Here is a 25,127-nt window from a genome sequence, read left to right as displayed (position 1 = left end):
TTTAAAATTGAACGTTAGCTCCTAACAGAATAGATCTTGCTTGTGGATAAACACCTTTATCTACACCGAAAACCTGACCTCCAATTTCTGGATCATAACCAGTATATTTTGTGAAAGTGATTAAATTTTCTCCAGTTACATAAAAACGAATTCTGTCTGCTCCAATTTTAGAGGATAAACCAGTTGGCATTGTATATCCAAGAGTCACAACTTTCAAACGTAAGTAGTTTCCGTTTTCAAGGTAGAAATCAGACATGTTACTGAAGTTTTTATTTGGATCGTTGTTAGTCAATCTAGGATAATCGTTTGAAGTTCCTTCTCCAACCCAACGTCCTAAAGCTTCAGTTTGATAGTTTGCTGTTAACATATCAAGTCTTCTTAATCCCTGGAAAATTTTGCTTCCTGCAGCACCTTGAGTAAACGCCATGAAATCGAAATTTTTGTAATCTAAGTTTACAGTAAATCCGAAAGTATATTTAGGGATGTTAGTTCCTAAGTATTGTTTATCATCATCTGTAATAGCTCCATCTCCATTATTGTCTACCCAACGGAAATCACCTGGTCTTGCATTTGGTTGAATTAAACCGCCTGAAGCATTTTTGTAAGCTTCAACTTCTGCTTCATTTTGAAATATTCCAGCAGTTTTAAAACCGTAAAATTCATTGAATGAATGTCCAACCTGAGTTCTTGTTACTTGCCCCATAGATTGGAAACTAGCATCACCCGCGATAAAGTTTGTATTAGATCCTACGTAAGTAACTTCATTTTTCAAATAGGCAAAATTGGCATTCACTCCTAAATTAAAATCACCAAGTCTTTTCTTGTATCCTGCTTCAACCTCAAAACCACTGTTGTTCATATCAGCAATATTTGCCGCTGGTGCATCAACAACTCCAACGTAACCAGGAATAACAACGTCTCTTAAGATTCCTGTTGTTCTCTTTTTATAATAGTCTAAAGTAAGAGTGAAATCATTAAAAAGTTTAGCATCAAGACCAACAGTAGTTTGTGATGTTTCTTCCCATCCTAAATCTGCATTTGGTAAAGTAGAGTTTCCGTAACCTGTAGTAATTGACCCATCATTTCCAACAGCGTAATTGTATCCTCCAACAACTAAACCTCTATATTTAAAATCCCAAATATTATCATTACCAACAACTCCATAACCTCCACGAAGTTTTAACGTATTAACGATATTGTTTTCTGTCCAGAATCCTTCTTTCGAAATTACCCATCCTAAAGAGAATGAAGGGAAAACTCCAAATTTCTTGTTTTCTCCAAATCTTGTTGAACCGTCACGACGAACAATTCCTGTAAATAGATATTTCTCTTTGTAATCGTAGTTTAGACGGAAAAATAAAGATGATAACTTATGCTCAATTTTATCACTTGCTCTACTCACCATATCATCTTGTGGAAGGTTAAAATTCCATGAAGCATCTTTATAACTTGTAATTGGCAAGCCATAGAATGTAGTACCAATTGTTTTTCCGATGTTTTCTACATAAGCACCTTGTCCTACTAAAGCATTAATAGAGTGATCTCCAAATTTATTAGTATAGTTAAGCGTGTTTTCTATATTCCATGCAAATGCTTTTTCGTTGTCCTGGCTATAATTGTTTCTATCCGCTTTCATGTTTGGATTCAGGTAGAAAACAGGTGTAAACATCTCTTTGCCCCAATACGCTAATTTACCTCCAAGTGTTGATCTTACTTTTAAGTGACTAGTAATATTAGCTTCTAAGTAAGCATTCCCAACAAAATCATCAGACCAGTTATAACCTCCCAATCTAGTTTGTGTATAAGCTAGTGGATTTGTCATCTCTTGTTGTACTACAGGAGAAATACCGTAAGGATTCCCGTGAGAATCCAAAACAATATTTGGACTGTTATAAAAACCTGAGCCGATTACTGAAGGATCTGCAACTATCGGAGTAATAGGATCTAAGTTAATTGCAGAACTTAATACCCCGCCAAATTCACTATTAATATTTCCAATATCCTTTGTTTTTTGATGAGTATATCCAAACGTTTGTCCAAAAGTAAAATAGTCCGAAATTTTGTGTGTTGAATTTAAACGGAAGTTTTTCTTTGTATAATTTGAAATATCCGTTGCAACGATACCTTCCTGATCCTGAACTCCAAAAGAAGCATAAAAAGTAGATTTTTCTCCACCACCACTAAAACTTAGTTCGTGTGTATATCTAAAAGCGGAATTGTTAAAAACTGCATCCTGCCAGTCTGTACCTTTACCATAAGACGCTGGATTTGCATATTTTATAGCGCCACCATCTGCAACAGACTTTTCATTCATAATTGTTGCATATTGACTTGCATTCAACAGGTTTAATTTTTTTGCCGGAGCGGCAACTCCTGCAAAACCACTATAATTCACAGAAATTTTTCCTGATTTTCCTTTTTTAGTAGTCACTAAAATAACTCCAGTTGCTGCACGAGTACCGTAAATTGCTGCCGAAGCTGCATCTTTAAGAACCTCAATAGATTCAATATCAGATTGGTTGATAAAACCAACTGCACCAGCATCAATAGCAATTCCGTCAACAACCCATAACGGATCATTTCCACCTTCTCTAAAAGTAGTTATACCTCTTATACGAACCTTAGAAGCTGCACCAGGCTGTCCAGAAGTAGCTGCAATAGTAACACCGGCAACCCTACCTTGTAAAGCTTGTTCAACACGCCCGTTTGGTACTTTTTCAAGATCTTGTGCTTTTACACTGGAAATTGCTCCAGTAACAACAGATTTCTTTTGAGTACCATATCCAACCACAACAACCTCATTTAAAGATTGTGATTCCGGTTTTAATTGAATTGAGATTTTTGTTCTACCATTTACAGCTTCATTTACTGTAGTATAACCAATAAATGTGATTGTTAAAGTTCCGTTTGAAGGTACCTGCATCTGAAACTTCCCATCAAAATCGGAAGCTGTTGATTTAGTAGTTCCTTTTAATAAAACTGTCGCACCTGGAACAGGCATTCCACTTTCATCGCTTATCATTCCATTTACTGTGACATCCTGAGCCACAGCAATAACCGAGAATAACAAAGATGAAATACAAAAAACAAGTAATTTTGTTAATTTCATTTTTCTAAAAATTTTGGTTAATTAATTAGTAATTCGATGCAATACTAAAACTAAATTTTTGTTTTTCGTATTTAAAAATCCATACAAAAACACATCAAATTGAAAATTTTAATATTATAAAAACACATCAAAAAAAATATAATTAATTGATATATAACATTTTAAAAAAATAAAAAGTAGTACTAAAGAAAAGTTAATTTTAAAAATAAACACTACATAATTTTTTTTGATAAAATTATACCCAAAATTTATAAAACTACAACGTGATAGTAGTACAAATAGCTACACAAACACTTATTTTACAAACATTTAAAACTAAAATCTCTATAAAATCTTCAAAACAGCCCAAACAGAGAATATGATATTTTTAGGTTAGTTTTTTTACGTTATTGATAAAAATTTCAACAGAAGAAAATTCTTATTTTTAGATTTTTACATAGGTTTTACCTACAAAAAAGCAGTTTTGCTCACCGTTTTTTAAGTCATTTTCATTGTGAAGAAAGGTAAAAATTGAATTTTAAATACAATTTTTGAAGCTGTAGTCACTAAAGTCTCTGAATTTATTCCAAAAAAACATGAGAAAGAAAGTTTAAACTCGATGTCTTTTTATTTTTAATGATTTGAAGATTTCAGCCTGTCGCTCTCTTAAAGTGAAAGGATTTAGTATTTAAATAAATAAGCAACAGAACACCTTAACAAAAGAAGTCTTGTATTTGTAAAAGCAGACTGATGTTGATTAATTTTGGATTTTAAGGCAAATTAATATTACATAAGTACTTCTTAACTAAATATTTTTTTGATGATTACCAAAACGACATCAAAAAAAAGCAAGAAAAGCAAGAAAAATGCTGATATTAAGACTAAAAACTATATAAAAGCCCTGAATTAAGGCTTCAATAAAAAATAAAAGATTAAAACAACCCAAAAAGCGAATTAATGATACATACAGAAGACAATTAAGCTGAGAAATAACGCATCTTAGAGTTCTTCTGTTAGAAACAAAAAAAAATAGCCCATAATCGAAATTATGGGCTATCCAGGCAATAAACTTAACTTAAACTAACCATAGTAGTTTAAACTTTCTATTATTTTGCTCTGTATTGTCGAGCAAGATAAAAATGGTGAAAATTCGAAAAAGGAATGTTTGAATCTTCCTTTTTCGAAAATAACTATAACTAACACAAAATATTATTGAGGTTTGTAAACAAATGTCCAACCTGTACCAGCATCTTTTAAACTTCTTGGCACATATAACACTAATTTATCTGCTGTAAGCGTAATAATATTATACTCATTAGCAGTGTTTCCTGCTTCATAGCCTAAAATTTTTGAGTTTTGAATAAATAGCTTTTTGTTTGCTACATCTAAGACAAAACTTCCTTTTTCTGCAGCTGCAGAAGCGGTTTGGTAATGATTATAATTTGCTGCACCGTTCAAATCAAAATGCATGTTTCCTGCTACATCAAGAGGCGGACAACAATCTCCAGCATTCCACCATGCACTCATTGCTGAGTCCGGATTGTCCGGAGGGGACATAAACCAATAAGCTGCACCTGTACCCGCTGCCCCGTCAAAAACCCATGTTTTTCCAGTAGCTGTATTAGTACTTACTAAATCATACCAATCCTGATCTAAAGGAGTGTCCAGCTTATCAATTTGAGCATCAATAGTTTTCGCAAAAAACTCACCTCCTAAAGTCCCTACAAAAGTAAATGTAGATTTCCCTGGAATTGGATAAACAATTGTTGCTTCATTTGTCAGGGCTTTTCCTAAATTATAATCCCAGTAACCAGTAACACCAGGTGTATCCATAGTCAAAGTAATTTTATTACCTCCAGGCGTGCTATGGGTTACTTTTAAGTTAACCCCCGCAACATCAGTACTATTCGATAAATGCTGCTCATCCACGATTGGATCGCATGCGGAAAAGACCAGCATAAACGCAGCAATTAATAAATATTTTATATTGTGAATTTTCATCTTTCTAATTATTAATAGTTATTAAATATTACCATCCTGGATTTTGAGTATAAATTCCGTTTAAAAGCCTCATTTCCGTCTCCGGAATCGGAACTAATCCTTTTGTTTCCGGTCTGTATTTTGCACTGTAATTAGCGTCAACACCAGAATTTCTAACCTGAATAACATCATTAAACGCCGTATTAACATCTCCCCAACGCACCAGATCAAACCAATGTAAAGCTTCAAAAGCAAATTCATGTAAACGCTCTTCTTTTATTGCATCTAAAGAATATCCTACAGGGCCTAATTTTGCTCGTAATCTCACAGCATTCATACCGTCAGCAGTTTTAGTAATTTCTGAATGCATTAATAACACATCAGCAAAACGCATGAAAATAAAATCCTGTGCATGCATTAACTGCATATCTGCATTAGTCCAGCCATACAATTGTACAAACATCCCTACATTAGCACCTTTACCATTGTCATATTGAAGTGACGCATATTTTTTATTAAACAAACCAGTTTCATGATCACCTTTATCTTTAGCATAACCTCCCGTTCCTTGGTCAACTCTTCCGACTTCCAAAATAGAGCCTCTTTTTCTTGGATCAAGATCTGACCATCCACTGTATAATTTAGGATTTACAGTACACCATCCCCAGCCTTCGCCAAAAGGAACCAATGAATTTCCACGCATCGAATTAAACAAAGTCATTCTATTAGTATAAATATTACCATTTGTCCAACCCCAGTCTCCGAATGAAAACCTTTGTACAAACATAGTCTCTAAGTTTCCTGTCCCAAACGTTGGACTAGCTCCGTCCTGACCAACCCATGCCAAACCTTCAGTTGTTGCCCACGGCAATATATTACTTCCTGAAGCTTTATTTAAATAAGAGTAAGGCCAAAGATTTCTAAAATCTGAAGCTAATTTATGACCACTATTGTTTATACAATCACTTAAATAAGTCGCTACTTGTGTACCTGTTATAGTACCTCCTCCAACAAGCGGTAAATCTGTCGTTGCCTGATTTTCTATATTAGACATATAGCCCGTATAGAACAAAAACACACGCCCTAAATAAGCCTCAGCAACCCATTTATTAGCATGCCCATATCTTGCTGTAGGAATACTTGTAAAAGGGGTAGCCGGCATAGTTTCAATTGCTAATTTTAAATCCGAAGCAATTTGAGCAAAGGTTTCTGTATAAGTAGCTCTTGGAGCACGTCTATCGCCATCATAGGTAATTATTAGCGGTACTCCTCCAAAAAATTTAGCCAGTCTAAAGTAAAAGAAAGCTCTCATAAACAAAGCTTCTCCCAATGCTTGATTTTTAAAATCTATCGCCTCTGCAGGTGTATTAAAATAGGTAGAAAAATCAGCTAATGGTACTTTTTCTATAATAGCATTTGCTCTCGAAATTCCATTATATGACTGTACCCACATATCACGATAAGTATCTTCAGTTGGATCTTCAAAATTATCTACCCACTTAGCCGCTTTGTCATCGGGGCCTCCGCCTCCTAACATCATATTGTCCATCAAATTAGCCGCAACTTGCTCTTCACTTGTTATAGCATTTGCATAGATAGCGTTATAAACACCTGCCATCGCCTCATCTATATCCGTAGGAGATTTATAAAAACTCGCTAAACTCTTTTCGGTAATATTGTCTTGATCCAAATAATCATCACAACTTGAGGTTGTAAAAATTACTGAAATCGCTATAATATATTTTAGTTTTTTCATTTTGAATGTATTAATATTAAAAATCAGCACTTAATCCAAACATTACTGTTCTGGATTGTGGATACAAACCAAGATCGATTCCTGAAGCCCAAGGAGTAGTTGTATTGTTTCCTGCCCAACGCACCTCCGGGTCCATACCATCATATTTAGTAAATGTGTATAAGTTATTTACCGCAACATAGAATTTAAGGTTAGAGATAAATTTAAAATCTTTCAATATTTCGTTAAAATTATAACCTACCGTTAAATTATTAATTCTTAAATAATCTGCATTATGCATATATATATCAGAAATATAATTTGAGTTTCTGTTTGAAACCGAACTTAAACGAGGCATTGTATTAGAAGTACCTTCACCATGCCAACGGTTAAAAACATCTGAAGTATAATTTTGTTTAGGCATATCAGCAAAAGATCTGTAAGATTGCATAACCTGCATACCGTATTTACCTGCCATTGTAGTATTTAAATAAACATTTTTAAATTCAAAGTTTAATTGGATACCTAATTGAAAGTCAGGATTCGGATCTCCTAACATTGTCTTATCTTTTTCGTCGATAACACCGTCGTTATTTAAGTCTACAAAACGAACATCTCCAGGGCGCTGATCATTAAAATACGGCTGTCCAGATGGCCCAACATAAGCATTCACTTCTTGTTGATTTTGTAAAATCCCTGCCGTTTTATACCCGTAAAAATATCCTATCGGGAAACCAACTTGTGCTCTTGAAATTTCCGAAGTTCCTTGCGATAATACATTACTAACACCATGAATTATACCATCAGCATTTGCAACTTTTGTAACTTTATTTTTGTTTGCAGCACCACTTACAGTAATACCATATTTGAATCCGCCAACCTTATCTTTCCAGCTTACAGAAAATTCGAAACCTTTGTTTTCAATATCCCCTCCGTTAATGTAAGGAAATCCTGCTCCGGCAGTACCTGGAAGCTGAGCTATAACCAACCAGTCTTTAGTTGTTTTATTATACCAGTCAAAAGTGATTCCTAACTTTGAATCAAATAAAGAAGCATCTAATCCAAAATCAAGCTGCTCAGATGTTTCCCAACTAACATTAGGATTTGGAACTTTTGATGGATATGCTGTTTGACCAGAAACCGGCTTAGTATCTCCAAAAAAGTATCCAGGAAATGCATAAGCAATACTTGACGTATAATAAAAATCGTAATCCGTATATCGATTTCCATTTTGCCCCCAGCTTCCTCTTAATTTTAAGAAATTAAGAGTCTTTGATATACCAGACATAAAATCTTCTTTGGATATAACCCAACCCGCAGATACAGAAGGGAAATTACCATACCTGTGACCGTCGCCAAAATTAGAAGATCCGTCACGACGAATTACAGCAGATAGAAGATATTTTTCTTTGTAGTCATATTGAGCTCTTGCAAAATATGACATTAAACCACCACCACCAGCAGCCGTATCTTTACCCGAAGTGTTAATCGCCGCTACAGAAGTTGGAGATTGTGTATTATTCAAATAAGCATATTTTGGATCTCCAGGAAATGTTAATCCGTTTCTAGTACCTGAAACATCGGTGTTAACTACATTTTGCAGTAACTCAGTACCAATCACAGCATTAAGATTATGGTTTCCAAACTGTTTTTGATAGGAAACAGTATTTGTCCAAGTTGTGTTTGCTCCAAAATATTGAGATTGTGTAGCACCGTCTACTGAATCATTATAAAGTACACCTAAATGATAAGTCGGATTCATTGATCTACTGTATCCAAACCAGGAATCAACATTGTAAACAGATTTAAAACGAAGATCTGCAATTGGTTCAACCTCTAAAAAGACATTTCCTATAATTTTATGATCTCTTGGATAATTATAATTACTTCTATAATACATTACAGCTAATGGATTAGTCTGATTGGTAGATATACCTTCAAGAGTAGGAGTAAATCCGTATGGGCTTATGTTTCTATCAATAGCCGTCTGCCAATATGCAGGCTGCAATGGATTCTGTGCAAGGGCATTATGCAAATCATTACCATAAATATCGCCCGAAGACACATCTCTTTTTTGAATATTTGTATAAGTTAAATTTTCTCCAATTGTTATAATACTATGGCTTTCATTCTTTTTTAATACCATTTGAGTATTCATTCTCGCTGTTAATCTCTTAAATCCTGCATCTACAAGATTTCCTCCTAATATCCCGTCTTGATCAAAATAAGAAAATCCTAATGAATAAATAATATCTTCACTTCCACCTGTCATGTTTATAGAGTGGCTAACAATTGGTGCGTCTTTTTTAGACATTTCATTAACCCAGTTAGTCCCAGTCCACCCATTTTGCAACTTATCCCAAATTTCATTTCCTAATTGCGTTCCTGCACCAGGATAATTTGCTTCCAGCCAGCTATTATTGGTCAGCGTAGCTTTCCAATCAGTTGGCGCAAGTCCATCATTAACTCTTCCTTCATCCATAATATACATATATTCCTGCGCATTCAAAGGATCTAAATTTTTATAAATGTTTTGAATACCAAAGTAAGAGTCATAGCTAATTCTAGCCGGCCTTCCTTTACGTCCTTTTACAGTCGTTACCAAAACAACTCCATTAGCAGCTCTTGAACCATAAATTGCTGCCGAAGCAGCATCTTTTAAAACATCTATAGACTCAATATCTGAAGGATTTAGATAATCTATATCTCCAACCGGTACGCCGTCTACGATATACAAAGGATTTGAATTTCCAACTGTGCCAATTCCACGAATAGTTACCTTAGTTCCAGCGCCAGGAGCACCACTATTTCTGGTAATACTAATACCAGGTGCTATACCCTGAAGTGCTTCCATGGCAGAACCCGTATTTAAATCCTGAATTGTTTCTCCTTTTAAATTGGTCGAAGCACCAGTAATCAAAGCTTTCTTTTGGGTACCGTATCCAATAACAACCACTTCATTTAAACTTTGCGATACTGCTTTAAGTACAACATTAAGCTTTGTCTTTCCGTTTACTGCTTCATTAGCAGTTTCAAAACCAACGAAACTAACTACCAAAGTTCCATTAGATGGAACACTAATCTGAAACTTCCCATCAAAGTCAGAAGCAGTTGCTTTATTAGTCCCCTTTACTAAAATCGTTGCCCCTGGGACGGGCAATCCGCTTTCATCACTAATTGTTCCCGTTACCGTCACATCCTGAGCAAATGCGATAACTGAAAACAGTAAAGACGAAACACAAAAAATAAGTAATTTTGTCAATTTCATTTTTCTAAAAATTTTGGTTAATTAATTAGTAATTTCATGCAATTATAATGTTAAATTTTAATAATGTAGAATTAAAATTCTTTACAAAAACACTTCAAACTAAATATCAACACACTACAAAAACACAACATTTTTTTTTTAATTAATTAATTTACTGTACTTTAGATTTTAAAAAAAATTGTTATAAAAATGTTAATTAAAAAAATTGTATATTACATTAGTTTAATATCAACTATAACGATATAAATTAAAAATAATTTAAAAAATTAGATTTATTCAGATTGAAAAATCAATATTTTAATCGCATTATTAAGCATTTCTAATAAAAATACATTTAAAATTTTATGAAATTCACAGTTAGACCCTTGACGCTAATAGTACTATTTTTCATACAATCAATAAGTTTTTCTCAAGTAAAAAATATTGGAATTCCAGACATCAAAAACTACAAAAGATCAGAATATAAAGGTGGAACTCAAAACTGGAGTATTGACCAGGATAAAAATGACAATATCTATTTTGCAAACAACAGCGGACTAATCCAGTTTGATGGCTCAAACTGGCATAAATACTCACTTCCTAATAAATCAGAAATAAGAAGCTTAAAAATTGATGCTTTAGGAAGAATATTTGTGGGAGGAAATAACGAATTTGGATATTTCAAAATTGATGACAAAGGAATTTTAAGATATCATTCTTTATACAATCTGCTAAGTCCGATAGATAAAGAAAACATAAACTTAATCTGGAGAATCCATATCTTTAAAGGAGAGGTTATTTTTCAATCTTTTACAAAAGTTTTTTTCTTAAAAGGGGAGAAAATCACAACCTTAAACGCTCCACATAAATTCCAGTTTTCATTTCTAGTAAATAATCGTCTTTATTTTCAGGATAAGACTTTAGGTGTTTTAGAATATAAAAACAGAAGACTAATACCTGTATCCGGTACAACCGTTTTTAATGACAAAGAGATTTGGTCTATCTTTCCTTTACCGAACAACAGACTTCTTTATGCAACCTTAGAAAAAGGTCTCTTTGTTTCTGAAAATGGTACCATCAAACCCTGGACAACTGAAGCAAATGATTTTATAAAGAAAAACACCTCTCTTGGCGGATCTATAATTAAAAATAAATTCATTGTGCTTAATTCCGTATTAGACGGCGCTATTATTTGTGATTTAAACGGAAAAATAATCCAGCATTTAAACAGACAGAAAGGCCTTCAAAACAATACTATTTTAGCTTCATTTATTGATAACAAAAACAATATCTGGCTTGGTCTTGACAACGGGATTACATTTATAAACGAAAACTCTCCGTTTTCTTATTTTGATTACAGCTACAACATTGGGACGGTTTATGCCTCTACAACGTTTCAGGGCAATCTTTATGTAGCCACAAATCAGGGATTATTTTATCATCCCTGGGGGACATCTTTTAAAGACAGTCCGTTTACGCGGGTAGAGGGAACAATTTCTCAGGTTTGGAATATCCAGGTTTTAAATGATGTGCTTATCTGTGCCAGTAACAGTGGTGCATTGGTTATTGAAAAGAACAGAGTTTCAAAAATTCTGGATACAAAAGGATATTTTGGATTCAAAAAAATTCCTGATCACCCGGATTATATAATAGGAGAAAGTTACAATGGATTTTCTGTCTTCAAAAAATCCGGCTCAGGATATGATTACCTGCATCAGGTAAAAGGTTTTGATGAAACCACTAATAATTTCTCTGTAGAAATAGACGAAAATTATTTATGGCTTAAGAAAAATCCGTTCTTATACCAGGTAAAATTATCTGACGATTTACAACGATTTGATTTTATAAAAAAACACGTTAACATATCTGAAAACTATAAAGGAATTAACAGCCTTCAAAACATTAATAATAAGGTTTATTTTCAGGTTAAAAACCATTTTTACAGATATTCAGTTGAACAGGAGACTTTTTTCGAAGACAAGAAAATCACCAATTTATTCAAAGGAATTCCAACGATTAACACCTTAATTGAAGATCCTTCAGGGAATTTATGGTACGCATTTGATGAATCTCTCGGCGTTTTAGTCAAAAATAAAAATGGCAGTTATAATAAAAAACAAGCCATATTCTCTAACCTTACCGGAAATCTGGTAAATAATTACATTTCTGTAAATGCGATTGATCCTCAAAACATTTTTATTGGATTGACCGATCGGTTAACACATTATAATTCTAACATACCCAATACATTTATGACAAAACCAAAAGCTTTCATAGAAAGTTTTTCATTTCCCGGAGATACTATCTTAACCGGAAATCTTGTCAACACAACAGAACCTTACAGCCTTCCCTACAAGTATAACCGCGTCAAATTTACCTTTGCTTCGCCGACCTATGAAAATCAGGAAAATGTGGAATACTCCTATAAATTAGAACCATTTGAAGAGAACTGGCGTAGCTGGTCTTCGACAGCTATTAAAGAATACACCAATTTAAGGGAAGGTAATTATGTAATGAAATTAAAAGCCAGAAACAGCTATGGCATAGAATCCAACATAAGTGAAGTAGAATTTACCGTTTCTCCACCCTGGTACAGACATTTCCTTGCTTATTTGTTTTATCTGATTTTAATTTTATTGGGAGCGTATCTCATTTCTGTCAGAGTTAAACTGAAGATTAGAAAAAACAGATATTACGAAACAATTGAACAACGTAGATTATACCTTGAAAAAGAGTCAAAAATCAGACATGAGCAGCATGATTTAGAGAAAGAAATCGAAAAGCTAAAGAATGACAAGCTTCAAATTAAAATCCTAGCCAAAGATAAAGAACTAGTAAACAACTCTTTACAAGTTGTAAAGAAGAATAAAGTCCTAAATGGAATTATTCATAAACTTAAAGACATAGATACTAACATATTAGACGAAACTACCAAATCCGAATTCAGCAAATTGCATAAAAGTATTGTAAAAGAAGTTAATACCGACAAGAGCTGGAAAGACTTAGAAAAGCATATCAAAAACGTTCATTTTGAATTCTTAAAGCGTTTAAAAGGACAATATCCGACAATTTCTCCAAGAGAATTAGACTTATCGACTTATTTATTAATGAATATGTCCACAAAAGAAATAGCCGAGATCATGAACATCTCAACTGGCGGTGTAGAATTAGCCCGTTACCGTTTAAGAAAAAAATTAGGTCTAAATAAAAAAGAAAACTTAATTGGATTCTTAATGACTATTTAAAAACGAAAGCCATTCAAATTTGAATGGCTTTCGTTTTTTTTATGAAATATATTCTAAAGCTCGCTCAAGAGCCATTCCCCTCGAACCTTTTATTAATATAGTATTAGAATCAAACTTGAAATTTTTTAGAAAGTCTGCAAATGTCTCAAAAGTCTCAAAAAACTTTATGTTTTCCTTTTCAACCTGATTTACATAAAATGATTTGCCAATTAAAAAACACAATGCTTGTTCCTGATCTGCTAAAGAATCTACAATAACCTTATGCTCATAAAGACTCTCGTCTCCTAATTCGAACATATCTCCTAGAATCATAATCTTATTGTTTTTATGCAATTGAAGAAAGTTTGAAATTGCAACAGCCATACTACTCGGATTAGCATTATAAGCATCCAGAATGATCTCATTTGAACCTTTTTGCATCATTTGAGATCTGTTATTCGCAGGAATATAATTTTCAATAGCACTCTTTATATCGCTTTCATTTACTTTAAAATAACTACCTATCGAAACAGCCGCATTAATATTATTTGCATTATAAAGCCCAATTAAATGCGATTCAATACTGAAATTATCATAACTGATCGCCACAAACGGATTTGCCGTAATTTCCTGAATATTCAAATCTGCACTTTGTTTTTTTACACCAAAAGTAAATGATTTAATTCCTTTTGATTTTTCAATCTGAATTGGATCTTCAAGATTTACAAAAACTGTTTTTTGATTTGCTGCCAAATACTTGTACATTTCGCTTTTTCCGGAAATTACCCCTTCAACACCACCAAAACCTTCTAAATGTGCTTTACCGAAATTGGTTATGTATCCAAAATCAGGTTGAGCAATCTCACACAAAAATTCTATTTCTTTTTGATGATTCGCTCCCATTTCCACAATTCCAATCTCAGTTTCTTTTGTAAACGAAAGCAAAGTTAAGGGAACACCAATATGATTGTTTAAATTACCAATAGTAGCTTTTGTTTTGAACTTTTTAGACAAGACAACATTAATTAACTCTTTAGTTGTTGTTTTCCCATTACTTCCAGTCAAAGCAACAATTGGAAGACCTAAATAAGACCGATGAAATTTCGCCAGTTCCTGAAGTGTTTGCAAACTATTTTCAACCAAAATAGTCCTTTCATCTATATAGTATGATTTGTTATCAATAACGACAAATAAAGCACCTAAATCTAAGGCTTCTTTAGCAAATGTATTGGCATCAAAATTCTCTCCTTTAATCGCAAAAAACATCGAATTCTTTTCAATCTTTCTAGTATCAATAGAAAGAGAACTACATTGTAAAAATAAGTTATGAATGTCCTGAATATTCATTTATAAAATTTTAAATAGACTATAAAAGTAGAAAAAAACAATAAAAAAATTCCAAATTCCAGACTGAATATTCAGCATTTGGAATTTGGAATTTTATGTCAGAAATTCTAAATCTTAGTTTCTAGGAGATTTTCTCTTTTCAGATTTTGAACCCACTCTTGACATTGCGCATCTGAATCCAATATAATCAGTTGCCATATCCTGAGGGAAGTATCTTCTTTGAGCCGGGTCTAGCCAGTAAGCTCTGTCTCTCCAAGATCCTCCTTTGTAAACTCTTACTTTATCATCGATTAAAGTAGTACGTTTACTAGAATTATCATATTTTCTTATCATTTTACCTAAACTATCTGTAGTTACATTATGTTTAGGAGAATTGTACATTGCCTGATCTGCTTTTGAACCTGATTCAGAATCGCCAAAGTCAAAATATCTTGAAGATTGTTTATCACCATCTCTATAGTTGATATTATCACTTGTACTGAAGTTTTGTCTCAAATAAGTTTCCTGCTCATCAACCGGAACCTGAGCAATTTCTCCAGGAAGGTTTCTTGCAATAACTTTACCGTTACTTAAAGTATCATACTTAATTGTAGCAGTTGTAACAATTTCGATTTTACCATCTTTACCAATTTTGTTTTTAGCATATTGGTTTCCTCTGTAGTAGTTGAAATCATTTGCTTCATTATCAATAATTGGTCTGTAAACGTCAGCAACCCATTCTGCAACGTTTCCGGCCATATCATATAATCCGAAATCGTTTGGAGCATAACTTTTCACAGCATTTGTAATATCTGCTCCGTCATCTGACCAACCTGCAATTCCACCGTAATCACCGTTTCCTTGTTTAAAGTTAGCCAATTGATCTCCTTTGTTTTTACGCTTGTTAGAACGAGTATAATCTCCAGACCAAGGATATTTCTTTTGTCCTTTGTAGATGTTATATTCTCTTTGTCCAACATCTGCAGCAGCTGCATATTCCCATTCTGCTTCAGTAGGAAGTCTGTATTCTGGTAAAATGATTCCAGAAGAACGTTGTGCGTACACATTTTTCTCTTCAGGAACTACACCATCTTTTCCAGCTTTTGGTCTTCTTCCAGTTGGATTTTTCTTTAAAACAATTTCTTCGCTTGCACCACGTGATGTACTTGGAGACATTAAGTATCCTTCAGTATTAAATGCATTTTCAGCATTTACATCATTAGTTTTAGCACCTTTTTGAAGGTACCCGTTTTTCTCTAAAACTGCCTCATTTACACGGTCTGTTCTCCATTTACTAAATTCAACAGCCTGAATCCAGTTAACACCAACTACAGGATAGTTAGCATAAGAAGGGTGTCTTAAATAGTTATTAGTCATCGTTTCGTTATATCCTAAACGATTTCTCCAAACAAGAGTATCTGGCGATGCTCCTTCGTAAATATTTTTGTAATTTTCTTCTGTAGGTGGAAAAACTTTCTTTAACCACTCTAGGTATTCTAAGTACATACCGTTTGTAACTTCGGTTTCATCCATATAGAATGACTGAACGTGTTGTTGAGTTGGTGTGTTATTCCAATCATGCATAACATCATCCTGTACTTTACCCATTGTAAACGTACCTCCTTCAACAAAAACCAAACCAGGACCAGCCTGTTGTTTTTTACCTGCATTTCTGGCAGCAGTTCCATTCTGACTATCTACGTCCCAACCAGTGGCTCTTGAAGCGTGAGTGGAACTCGATTTTTTGCTACAACTAGCCGTGCCCAACATCAATACCATTGACATCATTAATTGCAAGACTACAATTTTGTTTACTTTCATACTCATTCTTAGGTGATAAATTTAGGTGCTGCAATATAATAATTAACATTTAATTGGCAACATCTGTTCTAATAATTTTATTCAGCTGTTTTTTACCAGAAAAATAACCTTTAGTTACGAACGCAAAAATATACTTTTTATTATTTACTGTAACACGAAATACTATATTTTTACTTACTAATTATTTTTTAATTAAATTTCGCTTTTTAAACCAATGAAACAGCTTTTTTTCATCTCTCTTTTTCTAATTCCAATTCTCACATTTTCTCAGTTAAATGGGGGCTTGACAATTAATTGGCAGGATAAAAAAGAAACAAATTACGGCGAAAATAAAATCATTATTCCATACTTTACAGGAGGCGGCTTTCGCTTCAATATGACTAAAAAAAACATAACATTACTGGAAAATTTAAACATATCAAACCTTTCAAGTGGCAGTTCTGTACAAATTAGCAATGTTATTTATGAGTCACTTTCCAGAGCTGACTTAGGGGATTTAGGAATAGAAAACATCCCTGACAAACCAAACGAATCATTAATAATAACAAATGCAAGAGACTTAAAACATACTTTTCTTTTCTTAAATCCTATCATAAAAGATGGAAACAGCTTTAAACGAATCAAGTCTTTTTCTTACAATATCAACAATTCTACCGCAAGAAGCTCAAGTCGAACTATTTTTCAAAAAACGGCAGCAATTTCCAATTCTGTATTAGCATCAGGAGACTGGTATCGATTTTATATTCAAAAATCCGGTGTTTACAAAATAACACGCTCATTTTTACAAAGTTTAGGATTTGATCCTTCAAAAGTTGATCCACGAAGAATAAAAATTTACGGAAATGGAGGAAGAATGCTTCCGTTAGCCAACAATATTTATTATCCTGATGATTTAACAGAAAACGCAATTCAGATAGCCGGAGAAAATGATGGTGTTTTTAATAATGAAGACTACATTCTTTTCTATGCAGAAGGAGTTGAAAACTGGAACTCTGAAAGTCAGACTAACTTAAATCTATACGATACTAAAGCCTATTATTATATCACGGTCGCTGGTGGAGACGGAAAAAGAATCCAAAACCTTAATCAGCCTACCGCAAACAGCACATTAGAACTGAGCACGTTTGATGACTATCAATTTCACGAAATCGACCAAACCAACATTGTACATTTAGGCCGTCAATGGTTTGGGGAATCATTTGACATCAATCCGGAACAGGAATTCTCTTTTAATTTCCCTAATCTTGACACCTCTATTCCGGTAAAAATAAGAACAACTACAGCATCTGCCGCCTTTACCAACACATCATTTACTGTTTCTGCTAACGGACAAAATGTGGGAACCATTAATCATAGTTTCTTAACTGTAAATTCAGACATTAAATACGACCTTGATAGTTTAGCAACAAACACAACATTCACAGGAGCCGACAACATCAAAATTAAACTCGCTTATAACAATAACGGAGTACCCGGATCAAAAGGCTATCTGGATTATATTGCGTTAACCGCAAAACGAAAACTTTTGGGAACAGGAAAACAATTCCTCTTCCAATATAACGATGCAGGTTCCGTCGCTGGAGTGGTCAATTATACTATTGGAAACGCCGCAGGAATATCACAAATATGGGATATTACAGACCTATATAATATATCCAAAATTGAGAAACAAAATCAAACCAGTTTTAGCTTTAAAGCCAATTTGGGAGAAGTAAGAAAATATGTCGCAATAGACGCGTCTGATTATTATATACCTTCAAAAGAAAACCAATCAAAAATTGCAAACCAAAATCTAAAAGGAACTATTTTTAGAAACAGTCAAAATACTTTTCAGGACATAGATTACTTAATCATAACACAAAAATCTCTGGTTTCTCAAGCAGAAAGATTAGCTATTTTTCATCGCAATTATTCAAATCTGAATGTCAAAGTGGTTTCACTCGAAAATATCTATCAGGAATTCTCTTCAGGAAAACAGGACATTGCAGGGATTAGAAATTTTGTAAAATATATTTATGAGAACGCTTCTTCTTCAGAAAGAAGAATAAAATACCTAAATCTGTTTGGAGATGCTTCTTACGACTATAAAGACAGAATTCCAAACAACAACAACATTGTACCTATATATCAGGCCCTCAGAAGCAACACTGTAGGCGAAGGTGGATTTGCCTCTGATGACTTTTACGGATTAATGGATCCTGATGAAGGAATTGTTGGAGATCCTTTCAACGGAATAGACATTGCTGTAGGACGAATGTTGGTTTCAGACAATGCACAGGCACAGGAAATGGTTAATAAAGTTCTAGAATACCACGATACAAAATCATACGGAAACTGGCGAAATAACTTTGTTTTAGTTAGTGATGATTCGGACAAACCCGGCGATGAAACATTACAGACACGTCAAAATACATTGGCCGATTTAATCGCAACTGAAAAACCTTTTTTTAATATTGAAAAAATATTCCTTGATGCCTACACACAAGAAGCATCTGCAGGAGGATCGAGATATCCTAAAGCCCGAACAGATTTCTTTAATGCTTTTGAAAAAGGCGCTCTAATTTTTAATTATTTAGGCCACGGAGGTGAAGACGGATTAGCCAGCGAAAGAATTTGGGAAAAATCAGACAGTCAAAATCTGAACAATCAATATAAGTATCCTTTATTTATAACCATAACTTGTGAATTTTCAAGATTTGATGACCCAACAAGACCAACAGCAGGAGAATATGTTTATTGGAATCCTAAAGGAGGCGCAATTTCTATGTTGACTACAATTCGTGAAATCGGTCAGATTAATGGAGAAAATTTCAACGACGAGTTAAGCAAAAATCTTTTATCCTACGGCTCTAACCAATATAACAGTATAGCTGAATCACTAAGGATTTCAAAAAATGAAAAACCTAGCTCCGGAAGCAATGTCGTTACATATATAGGCGATCCCGCCTTAATGTTGGCCATTCCAAAACCAAGAATCAACCTGACAAAAGTAAATGATATTGCGATCTCACAACCAATCCCTGACTTTAAATCATTATCCAAAATCAAAATATCAGGAGAGATTACAGACGAAAACAATATTCTTTTAAGTAATTATAATGGAGAATTAGCAACTGCCATTTTTGACAAAATGATTACAAATACAACCTTAAACAATGACGGCTTTAGTCCGCCGATGCAGTTTAAAACTTTAGGAGAAACTATTTTTAGAGGAAATGCTTCCGTTACAAATGGTCAATTTGAGTTTAGTTTCGTTGTTCCAAGAGACATTCGAATTCCTGTTGATAACGGAAAAATTAGTTTTTATTCGAAGAAAAATGCAGCTCTGGAAAATCAGACAGGCTACAACAACACCATTAAAATTGGAGGAATTAACGAAAATGCTCCTCAGGACAATATTAGTCCAAAAGTGAAGTTATATATGAACGATGAAACTTTTGTATCCGGAGGTATCACAAACGAGTCTCCTTTTCTTTTAGCCTTCCTGGAAGACGAAAACGGAATAAATACAGCAAGCGGAATCGGACATGATATTGTAGCAATTTTAGATGGAGATGTAAGCAATCCATACATTTTGAATGATTATTATCAGACAAAATTAGACGATTATACTAATGGAAATTTACGTTTCCCGTTTAGAAACTTAGCTCCGGGGCTTCATACTATAAGTTTTACCGCCTGGGACGTTTACAATAATCCTGTTACAAGCGAAATTCAGTTTACAGTTGTTGGAGACGAGTCGCTGACATTATCACATGTTCTTAATTATCCCAATCCTTTTTCAACTTATACGCAGTTTTGGTTTTCCCACAACAGACCTTATGAGCCTCTGGATGTACAAGTACAGGTAATGACCATAACCGGAAAAGTAGTCTGGACAAAAAACCAAACCATAACAACAGAAGGATTTTTGTCAAGAGAAATTACATGGGATGGAAAAGACGATTTTGGCGATAGAATTGGAAAAGGAGTGTATATTTACAAACTAACTGTAAAATCAAATTTAACAAATAAAAAAGCAGAAAAGTACGAAAAGCTTGTCATCCTATAATATTATCTATATTTGCACCACCAAAAACATAAGTCCCTTAAATGAAAAAACTATCACTTTTATTAATTTGCCTTTTTACCCTTTATAATTCAAAGGCTCAGGAGTCCAGGCCAATAGTAACCGGAGTTCCTTTCTTATTAGTTGCCGCAGACGCAAGAGCAGCTGGTTTAGGCGATCAGGGTGTCGCTACTTCTGCCGATGTATTCTCGCAACAATGGAATCCGGCGAAATATGCCTTTTCAGAAGACGCACAAGGTCTTTCTATTAGTTACACTCCTTATTTGACAGATCTTGCTAATGATATTTCTTTAGGTCAGGTAACATACTACAACAAAATTAACGAAAGAAGTGCTTTTGCCGGAAGTTTTCGTTATTTTGGTTTCGGAGGAATCGAATTAAGATATACCGGAGATCCAAACGAAGCCGTACGTGAAGTAAATCCAAACGAATTTGCTTTAGATGGCTCATACTCTCTAAAATTAAGCGAAGAATTCTCTATGGCAGTTGCCGCACGTTTCATAAACTCAAATTTAAAAGTTGCATCAGAAGAAGTTGATGCATCAGCTGCAAGTTCATTTGCTGTTGATGTTGCCGCTTTTTACCAGTCTGAAGAAATTGCCTATCAGGACTTCAATGGAAGATGGAGAGCTGGTATAAACCTTCAGAATATGGGGCCAAAAATCAGTTATGACAGAGATGATTTAAGCTCAAACTTCTTACCTGCCAATTTAAGATTAGGAGGCGGATTTGAATTTATTTTTGATGATTACAACAAACTTGCTGTAAGTGCCGAACTTACCAAACTTTTAGTTCCAACCCCTCCGGGAATCCAAGCAGCTGTTGACGGAAACGGCGATGGTGATTTTGACGATCCTGAAGACATTACACAACAGCAAGCAACAGACGCAGCCTATAACAATTACAGAAACATAGGTTGGGTTTCGGGGATATTCAAATCTTTTGGAGATGCTCCGGGCGGATTCAGCGAAGAAATGAAAGAAGTAACCTACAGCCTTGCTGCAGAATATATGTATCAGGACGCATTTGCAATGCGTTTAGGATACTATCACGAAAGTCCTGAAAAAGGTGCTAAACAGTTTTTCTCTTTAGGAGCAGGCTTCAAATACAACATCATGAAAATTGATGTTTCTTACCTATTCTCAGCTTCGAAAATAAAAAACCCTTTAGAGAACACACTTCGTTTCTCTTTAACGTTTAACTTTGGAGACAAATACGAAACGTATTAAAGACAAAAGACTAAAATAAAAATAACATAATCCAAATTCCGGCATTTTAGGAATTTGGATTTTTTTTCCCTTAAAAAACAGATGAAAGAAATCAATATAACAACTTCATTTACAATTTTTGAGAATTTAAACGAACTGCCTAAAGAAATTCAGAACTTAATGAACCAGGCAATTGAAATAAGAAAAAAAGCATATGCACCTTATTCAAAGTTCAGAGTTGGTGCTGCTTTACTTTTAGATAATGGAAAAGTAATTTTAGGTTCGAATCAGGAAAATGCAGCTTATCCATCCGGACTTTGTGCAGAACGAACTGCAATTTTTTACGCAGGAAGCGCATATCCGGAAGCCAAAATTTTAAAAATGGCAATTACAGCAGCTTCAGACACCAACCAAACTACTGCTCCTATTCCGCCTTGCGGTTCCTGCCGTCAATCAATTGCAGAATATGAGATAAAACAAGAAACTCCTATTGAAATCTATTTTATGGGTGAAATTGGCGAAGTTTATAAATCATCATCATTGAAAAATTTGCTCCCTTTGATGTTTGATAAAAAGTTCTTGTAAAAAAAAGCCAAAAAGTAGTCATTAAATTTTAGTTCTTAAATGTAATGTCTTATTTTTGCATCCCGACCTTTCGGGCGCAAATTTGTGGGAGGAAACTATTTTGCGTTACAGGCACAATAATCGATAACACAAACAACTTTAGCAAAAGAAAGAATTCAGATGAAAGAAGTTACAAAAGAGGTATATTTAAAGTGGTATGAAGACATGCTACTTTGGAGAAAGTTTGAAGACAAACTTGCAGCATTATACATTCAACAAAAAGTTAGAGGTTTTCTACACCTATATAATGGTCAAGAAGCTGTATTAGCTGGCGCACTGCACGCTATGGATTTGACCAAAGACAAAATGATTACTGCTTACAGAAACCACGTACAACCAATTGGTATGGGAGTTGATCCCAGAAACGTAATGGCTGAACTTTTAGGAAAAGCAACAGGAACTTCTAAAGGTATGGGAGGTTCTATGCACATTTTCTCTAAAGAACACGGTTTTTACGGTGGTCACGGAATTGTAGGAGCTCAAATTCCTGTGGGAGCTGGTATTGCTTTCGCAGACAAATATTTTAACACTGGCGGTGTTACCATGACTTACTTTGGTGATGGAGCTGCCAGACAAGGTTCTCTTCACGAAGCTTTCAATATGGCTATGTTATGGAAACTTCCGGTTGTATTTATCGTTGAAAACAACGGTTATGCAATGGGTACTTCTGTAGAAAGAACTGCAAACCACACTGACATTTGGAAATTAGGTTTAGGTTACGAAATGCCTTGCGGACCTGTTGACGGAATGAATCCTGTAAAAGTTGCCGAAGCAATGCACGAAGCTATCGAAAGAGCGCGTCGCGGAGACGGACCAACTTTCCTTGAAATGAAAACGTACCGTTACAGAGGACACTCTATGTCTGATGCACAATTATACCGTTCTAAAGAAGAGGTTGAAGAGTACAAAAAAATCGACCCAATTACGCAAGTTCTTGATGTAATTTTGGATCAAAAATATGCTACACAAGAAGAAATTGAAGTAATTGACCAAAGAGTTAAAGACTTAGTTGAAGAGTGTGCGAAATTCGCTGAAGAATCTCCATACCCAGACTTACAACAATTATACGACGTAGTATACGCACAAGAAGACTATCCATTTACACCTCATAAATTATAATATCATGGCGATTAAAGTAACAATGCCTCGTTTGAGCGATACTATGACTGAAGGAACGGTAGCAACTTGGCTTAAAAAAGTAGGCGACAAAGTAAGCGAAGGTGATATCTTAGCTGAAATTGAAACAGACAAAGCAACAATGGAGTTCGAATCTTTTAACGAAGGAACTCTTTTACATATCGGAATTCAAGAAGGAGAAACTGCTCCTGTTGATTCATTATTAGCCATCATTGGTAAAGAAGGAGAAGATATTTCTGCTCTTTTAGCCGGTGGTGATGCTCCTGCTGCCGAAGCTCCAAAAGCGGATGCTCCTGCTGCTGAAGCAAAAACTGAAACTGCTGCTCCCGCAAAAGCAGCTGAATTACCAAAAGGGGTTATAGTTGTAACTATGCCTCGTTTAAGCGATACAATGACTGAAGGTACAGTAGCAACCTGGTTGAAAAAAGTTGGCGATACTGTAGCTGAAGGAGATATTTTAGCAGAAATTGAAACAGACAAAGCTACAATGGAGTTTGAGTCTTTCAATGCCGGAACATTATTATACATTGGAATTCAGGAAGGAAGCACTGCTCCTGTTGACAGCTTATTAGCTATCATTGGGCCTGCGGGAACTGACATTTCCGGAGTTGCTGAAAACTTTACTGCTGGTGGCGCTGCAACTGCAAGTGCTCCTGCTGCTGAAGAAACAAAAACTGCTGCTCCTGCTGCTGCACAAGCTACAGAAGCTGTTGCTGAAACTTCAAACGGAGGAAGAATCTTAGCTTCTCCATTAGCTAAAAAAATCGCTTCTGATAAAGGAATCTCATTAAATCAAGTTAAAGGATCTGGAGAAAACGGACGTATCGTGAAAAGCGACATCGAAAACTTTACTCCTGCTGCTCAGGCACAAACTTCTACTGCTGCACCAGCTGCTAAACAAGAAGCTTCTGCTCCTGCTGCACCTAAAGTATTTGTTCCTGCTGGAGAAGTTTACACAGAAGAGATCAAAAACTCTCAAATGCGTAAAATCATTGCTAAACGTCTTGCAGAATCTTTATTTACTGCTCCTCACTACAACTTAGTGATCGAAGTAAGCATGGACGAAGCAATGCAGGCTAGAGCTGCTATCAATAGCGTTCCGGATACAAAAGTATCTTTCAACGATATGGTAATTAAAGCTTGTGCATTAGCATTGAAAAAACACCCGAAAATCAACTCTCAGTGGAAAGAAGATGCTATCATCATCAACCACCACGTAAACATTGGTGTTGCTGTAGCTGTTGAAGATGGATTAGTAGTTCCTGTATTGAAATTTACTGACGCTATGAGTTTATCTCAAATTGGTGGTTCAGTAAGAGATCTTGCCGGAAGAGCTAAAAACAAAAAATTGGGACCACAAGAAATGGAAGGAAGTACTTTTACAGTATCTAACCTTGGTATGTTTGGTATTACTGAATTCAATTCAATTATCAACCAGCCAAACTCTGCTATCCTTTCTGTAGGTGCAATTGTTGAGAAACCAGTAGTTAAAAACGGTCAAATCGTAGTTGGAAACACCATGATGTTATCATTAGCTTGTGACCACAGAACAATTGACGGAGCAACTGGAGCTCAGTTCTTACAAACATTAAAACAATACATCGAAAGCCCAGTTACAATGCTGGCGTAATCGTTGTTAATTTTATAATTAAATCCCGTTTTGTTTAT

General features: G+C 34.7%; 12 protein-coding genes. 6 read left to right on the top strand and 6 right to left on the bottom strand.

Annotation, left to right across the window (positions count from 1 at the left end; genetic code table 11):
- Nucleotide 1: 1 nt before the first annotated feature.
- The 4 genes from HYN56_RS08100 to HYN56_RS08085 all read right to left on the bottom strand — a co-directional run bounded on the left by HYN56_RS08100 (nucleotide 2) and on the right by HYN56_RS08085 (nucleotide 10,071).
- Complete coding sequence (locus HYN56_RS08100) at nucleotides 2-3,109, bottom strand: SusC/RagA family TonB-linked outer membrane protein (protein WP_109191709.1); 3,108 nt, start codon at nucleotides 3,107-3,109, stop codon at nucleotides 2-4.
- Between the two features lie 1,188 nt (nucleotides 3,110-4,297).
- Nucleotides 4,298-5,089, bottom strand: coding sequence for a hypothetical protein (locus HYN56_RS08095; RefSeq protein WP_109191708.1), 792 nt, complete (start codon nucleotides 5,087-5,089; stop codon nucleotides 4,298-4,300).
- Between the two features lie 28 nt (nucleotides 5,090-5,117).
- Nucleotides 5,118-6,824 (bottom strand): RagB/SusD family nutrient uptake outer membrane protein, encoded by a 1,707-nt coding sequence (locus HYN56_RS08090; RefSeq protein WP_109191707.1) that lies wholly within the window; start codon nucleotides 6,822-6,824, stop codon nucleotides 5,118-5,120.
- A gap of 16 nt (nucleotides 6,825-6,840) precedes the next feature.
- Entirely contained in the window at nucleotides 6,841-10,071 is a 3,231-nt protein-coding gene (locus tag HYN56_RS08085; protein ID WP_109191706.1) for a SusC/RagA family TonB-linked outer membrane protein, read from the bottom strand.
- Nucleotides 10,072-10,415: 344 nt separating this feature from the next.
- Here HYN56_RS08085 and HYN56_RS08080 point away from each other — a divergent pair, with 344 nt between their 5' ends.
- A complete protein-coding gene (locus HYN56_RS08080) occupies nucleotides 10,416-13,295 on the top strand; it encodes a helix-turn-helix and ligand-binding sensor domain-containing protein (protein ID WP_109191705.1) in 2,880 nt (959 codons plus the stop codon).
- A 39-nt stretch (nucleotides 13,296-13,334) separates the two neighbouring features.
- On the opposite strand, the gene HYN56_RS08075 is transcribed toward HYN56_RS08080, so the two are convergent.
- Both HYN56_RS08075 and gldJ read right to left on the bottom strand, forming a co-directional pair.
- Nucleotides 13,335-14,621: a UDP-N-acetylmuramoyl-tripeptide--D-alanyl-D-alanine ligase gene (locus HYN56_RS08075; RefSeq protein WP_109191704.1), complete on the bottom strand. Its 1,287-nt coding sequence runs from the start codon at nucleotides 14,619-14,621 to the stop codon at nucleotides 13,335-13,337.
- A gap of 114 nt (nucleotides 14,622-14,735) precedes the next feature.
- Nucleotides 14,736-16,421, bottom strand: coding sequence for a gliding motility lipoprotein GldJ (gene gldJ / locus HYN56_RS08070; protein ID WP_109191703.1), 1,686 nt, complete (start codon nucleotides 16,419-16,421; stop codon nucleotides 14,736-14,738).
- Between the two features lie 214 nt (nucleotides 16,422-16,635).
- Here gldJ and porU point away from each other — a divergent pair, with 214 nt between their 5' ends.
- From porU to HYN56_RS08045, 5 genes are all read left to right on the top strand, one after another.
- The gene (porU, locus tag HYN56_RS08065; protein ID WP_109191702.1) at nucleotides 16,636-20,472 is read left to right on the top strand and encodes a type IX secretion system sortase PorU; all 3,837 of its coding nucleotides are present in this window, start codon (nucleotides 16,636-16,638) and stop codon (nucleotides 20,470-20,472) included.
- 41 nt (nucleotides 20,473-20,513) lie between these two features.
- Nucleotides 20,514-21,719, top strand: a complete 1,206-nt coding sequence (gene porV / locus HYN56_RS08060) for a type IX secretion system outer membrane channel protein PorV (RefSeq protein WP_109191701.1) — start codon at nucleotides 20,514-20,516, stop codon at nucleotides 21,717-21,719.
- Nucleotides 21,720-21,800: 81 nt separating this feature from the next.
- Nucleotides 21,801-22,283, top strand: a complete 483-nt coding sequence (gene cdd, locus HYN56_RS08055) for a cytidine deaminase (protein WP_109191700.1) — start codon at nucleotides 21,801-21,803, stop codon at nucleotides 22,281-22,283.
- Nucleotides 22,284-22,442: 159 nt separating this feature from the next.
- Nucleotides 22,443-23,441: a pyruvate dehydrogenase (acetyl-transferring) E1 component subunit alpha gene (gene pdhA / locus HYN56_RS08050; RefSeq protein WP_095928018.1), complete on the top strand. Its 999-nt coding sequence runs from the start codon at nucleotides 22,443-22,445 to the stop codon at nucleotides 23,439-23,441.
- Between the two features lie 4 nt (nucleotides 23,442-23,445).
- On the top strand, nucleotides 23,446-25,089 hold the full coding sequence (locus tag HYN56_RS08045; protein WP_109191699.1) for a pyruvate dehydrogenase complex dihydrolipoamide acetyltransferase: 1,644 nt from the start codon (nucleotides 23,446-23,448) through the stop codon (nucleotides 25,087-25,089).
- Nucleotides 25,090-25,127: the final 38 nt, after the last annotated feature.

The organism is Flavobacterium crocinum (assembly GCF_003122385.1).
In the GTDB taxonomy this organism is placed as follows: Bacteria; Bacteroidota; Bacteroidia; order Flavobacteriales; family Flavobacteriaceae; genus Flavobacterium; species Flavobacterium crocinum.
Note: the sequence above shows the minus strand (reverse complement) of the source record. Positions and strands in the feature narration are given on the sequence as shown.

Bases quoted from the DNA above. Each gene is read 5' to 3' on its own strand.
- HYN56_RS08100 (WP_109191709.1), bottom strand. From the start codon at position 3,109: ATGAAATTAACAAAATTACTTGTTTTTTGTATTTCATCTTTGTTATTC.
- HYN56_RS08095 (WP_109191708.1), bottom strand. From the start codon at position 5,089: ATGAAAATTCACAATATAAAATATTTATTAATTGCTGCGTTTATGCTG.
- HYN56_RS08090 (WP_109191707.1), bottom strand. From the start codon at position 6,824: ATGAAAAAACTAAAATATATTATAGCGATTTCAGTAATTTTTACAACC.
- HYN56_RS08085 (WP_109191706.1), bottom strand. From the start codon at position 10,071: ATGAAATTGACAAAATTACTTATTTTTTGTGTTTCGTCTTTACTGTTT.
- HYN56_RS08080 (WP_109191705.1), top strand. From the start codon at position 10,416: ATGAAATTCACAGTTAGACCCTTGACGCTAATAGTACTATTTTTCATA.
- HYN56_RS08075 (WP_109191704.1), bottom strand. From the start codon at position 14,621: ATGAATATTCAGGACATTCATAACTTATTTTTACAATGTAGTTCTCTT.
- gldJ (WP_109191703.1), bottom strand. From the start codon at position 16,421: ATGAAAGTAAACAAAATTGTAGTCTTGCAATTAATGATGTCAATGGTA.
- porU (WP_109191702.1), top strand. From the start codon at position 16,636: ATGAAACAGCTTTTTTTCATCTCTCTTTTTCTAATTCCAATTCTCACA.
- porV (WP_109191701.1), top strand. From the start codon at position 20,514: ATGAAAAAACTATCACTTTTATTAATTTGCCTTTTTACCCTTTATAAT.
- cdd (WP_109191700.1), top strand. From the start codon at position 21,801: ATGAAAGAAATCAATATAACAACTTCATTTACAATTTTTGAGAATTTA.
- pdhA (WP_095928018.1), top strand. From the start codon at position 22,443: ATGAAAGAAGTTACAAAAGAGGTATATTTAAAGTGGTATGAAGACATG.
- HYN56_RS08045 (WP_109191699.1), top strand. From the start codon at position 23,446: ATGGCGATTAAAGTAACAATGCCTCGTTTGAGCGATACTATGACTGAA.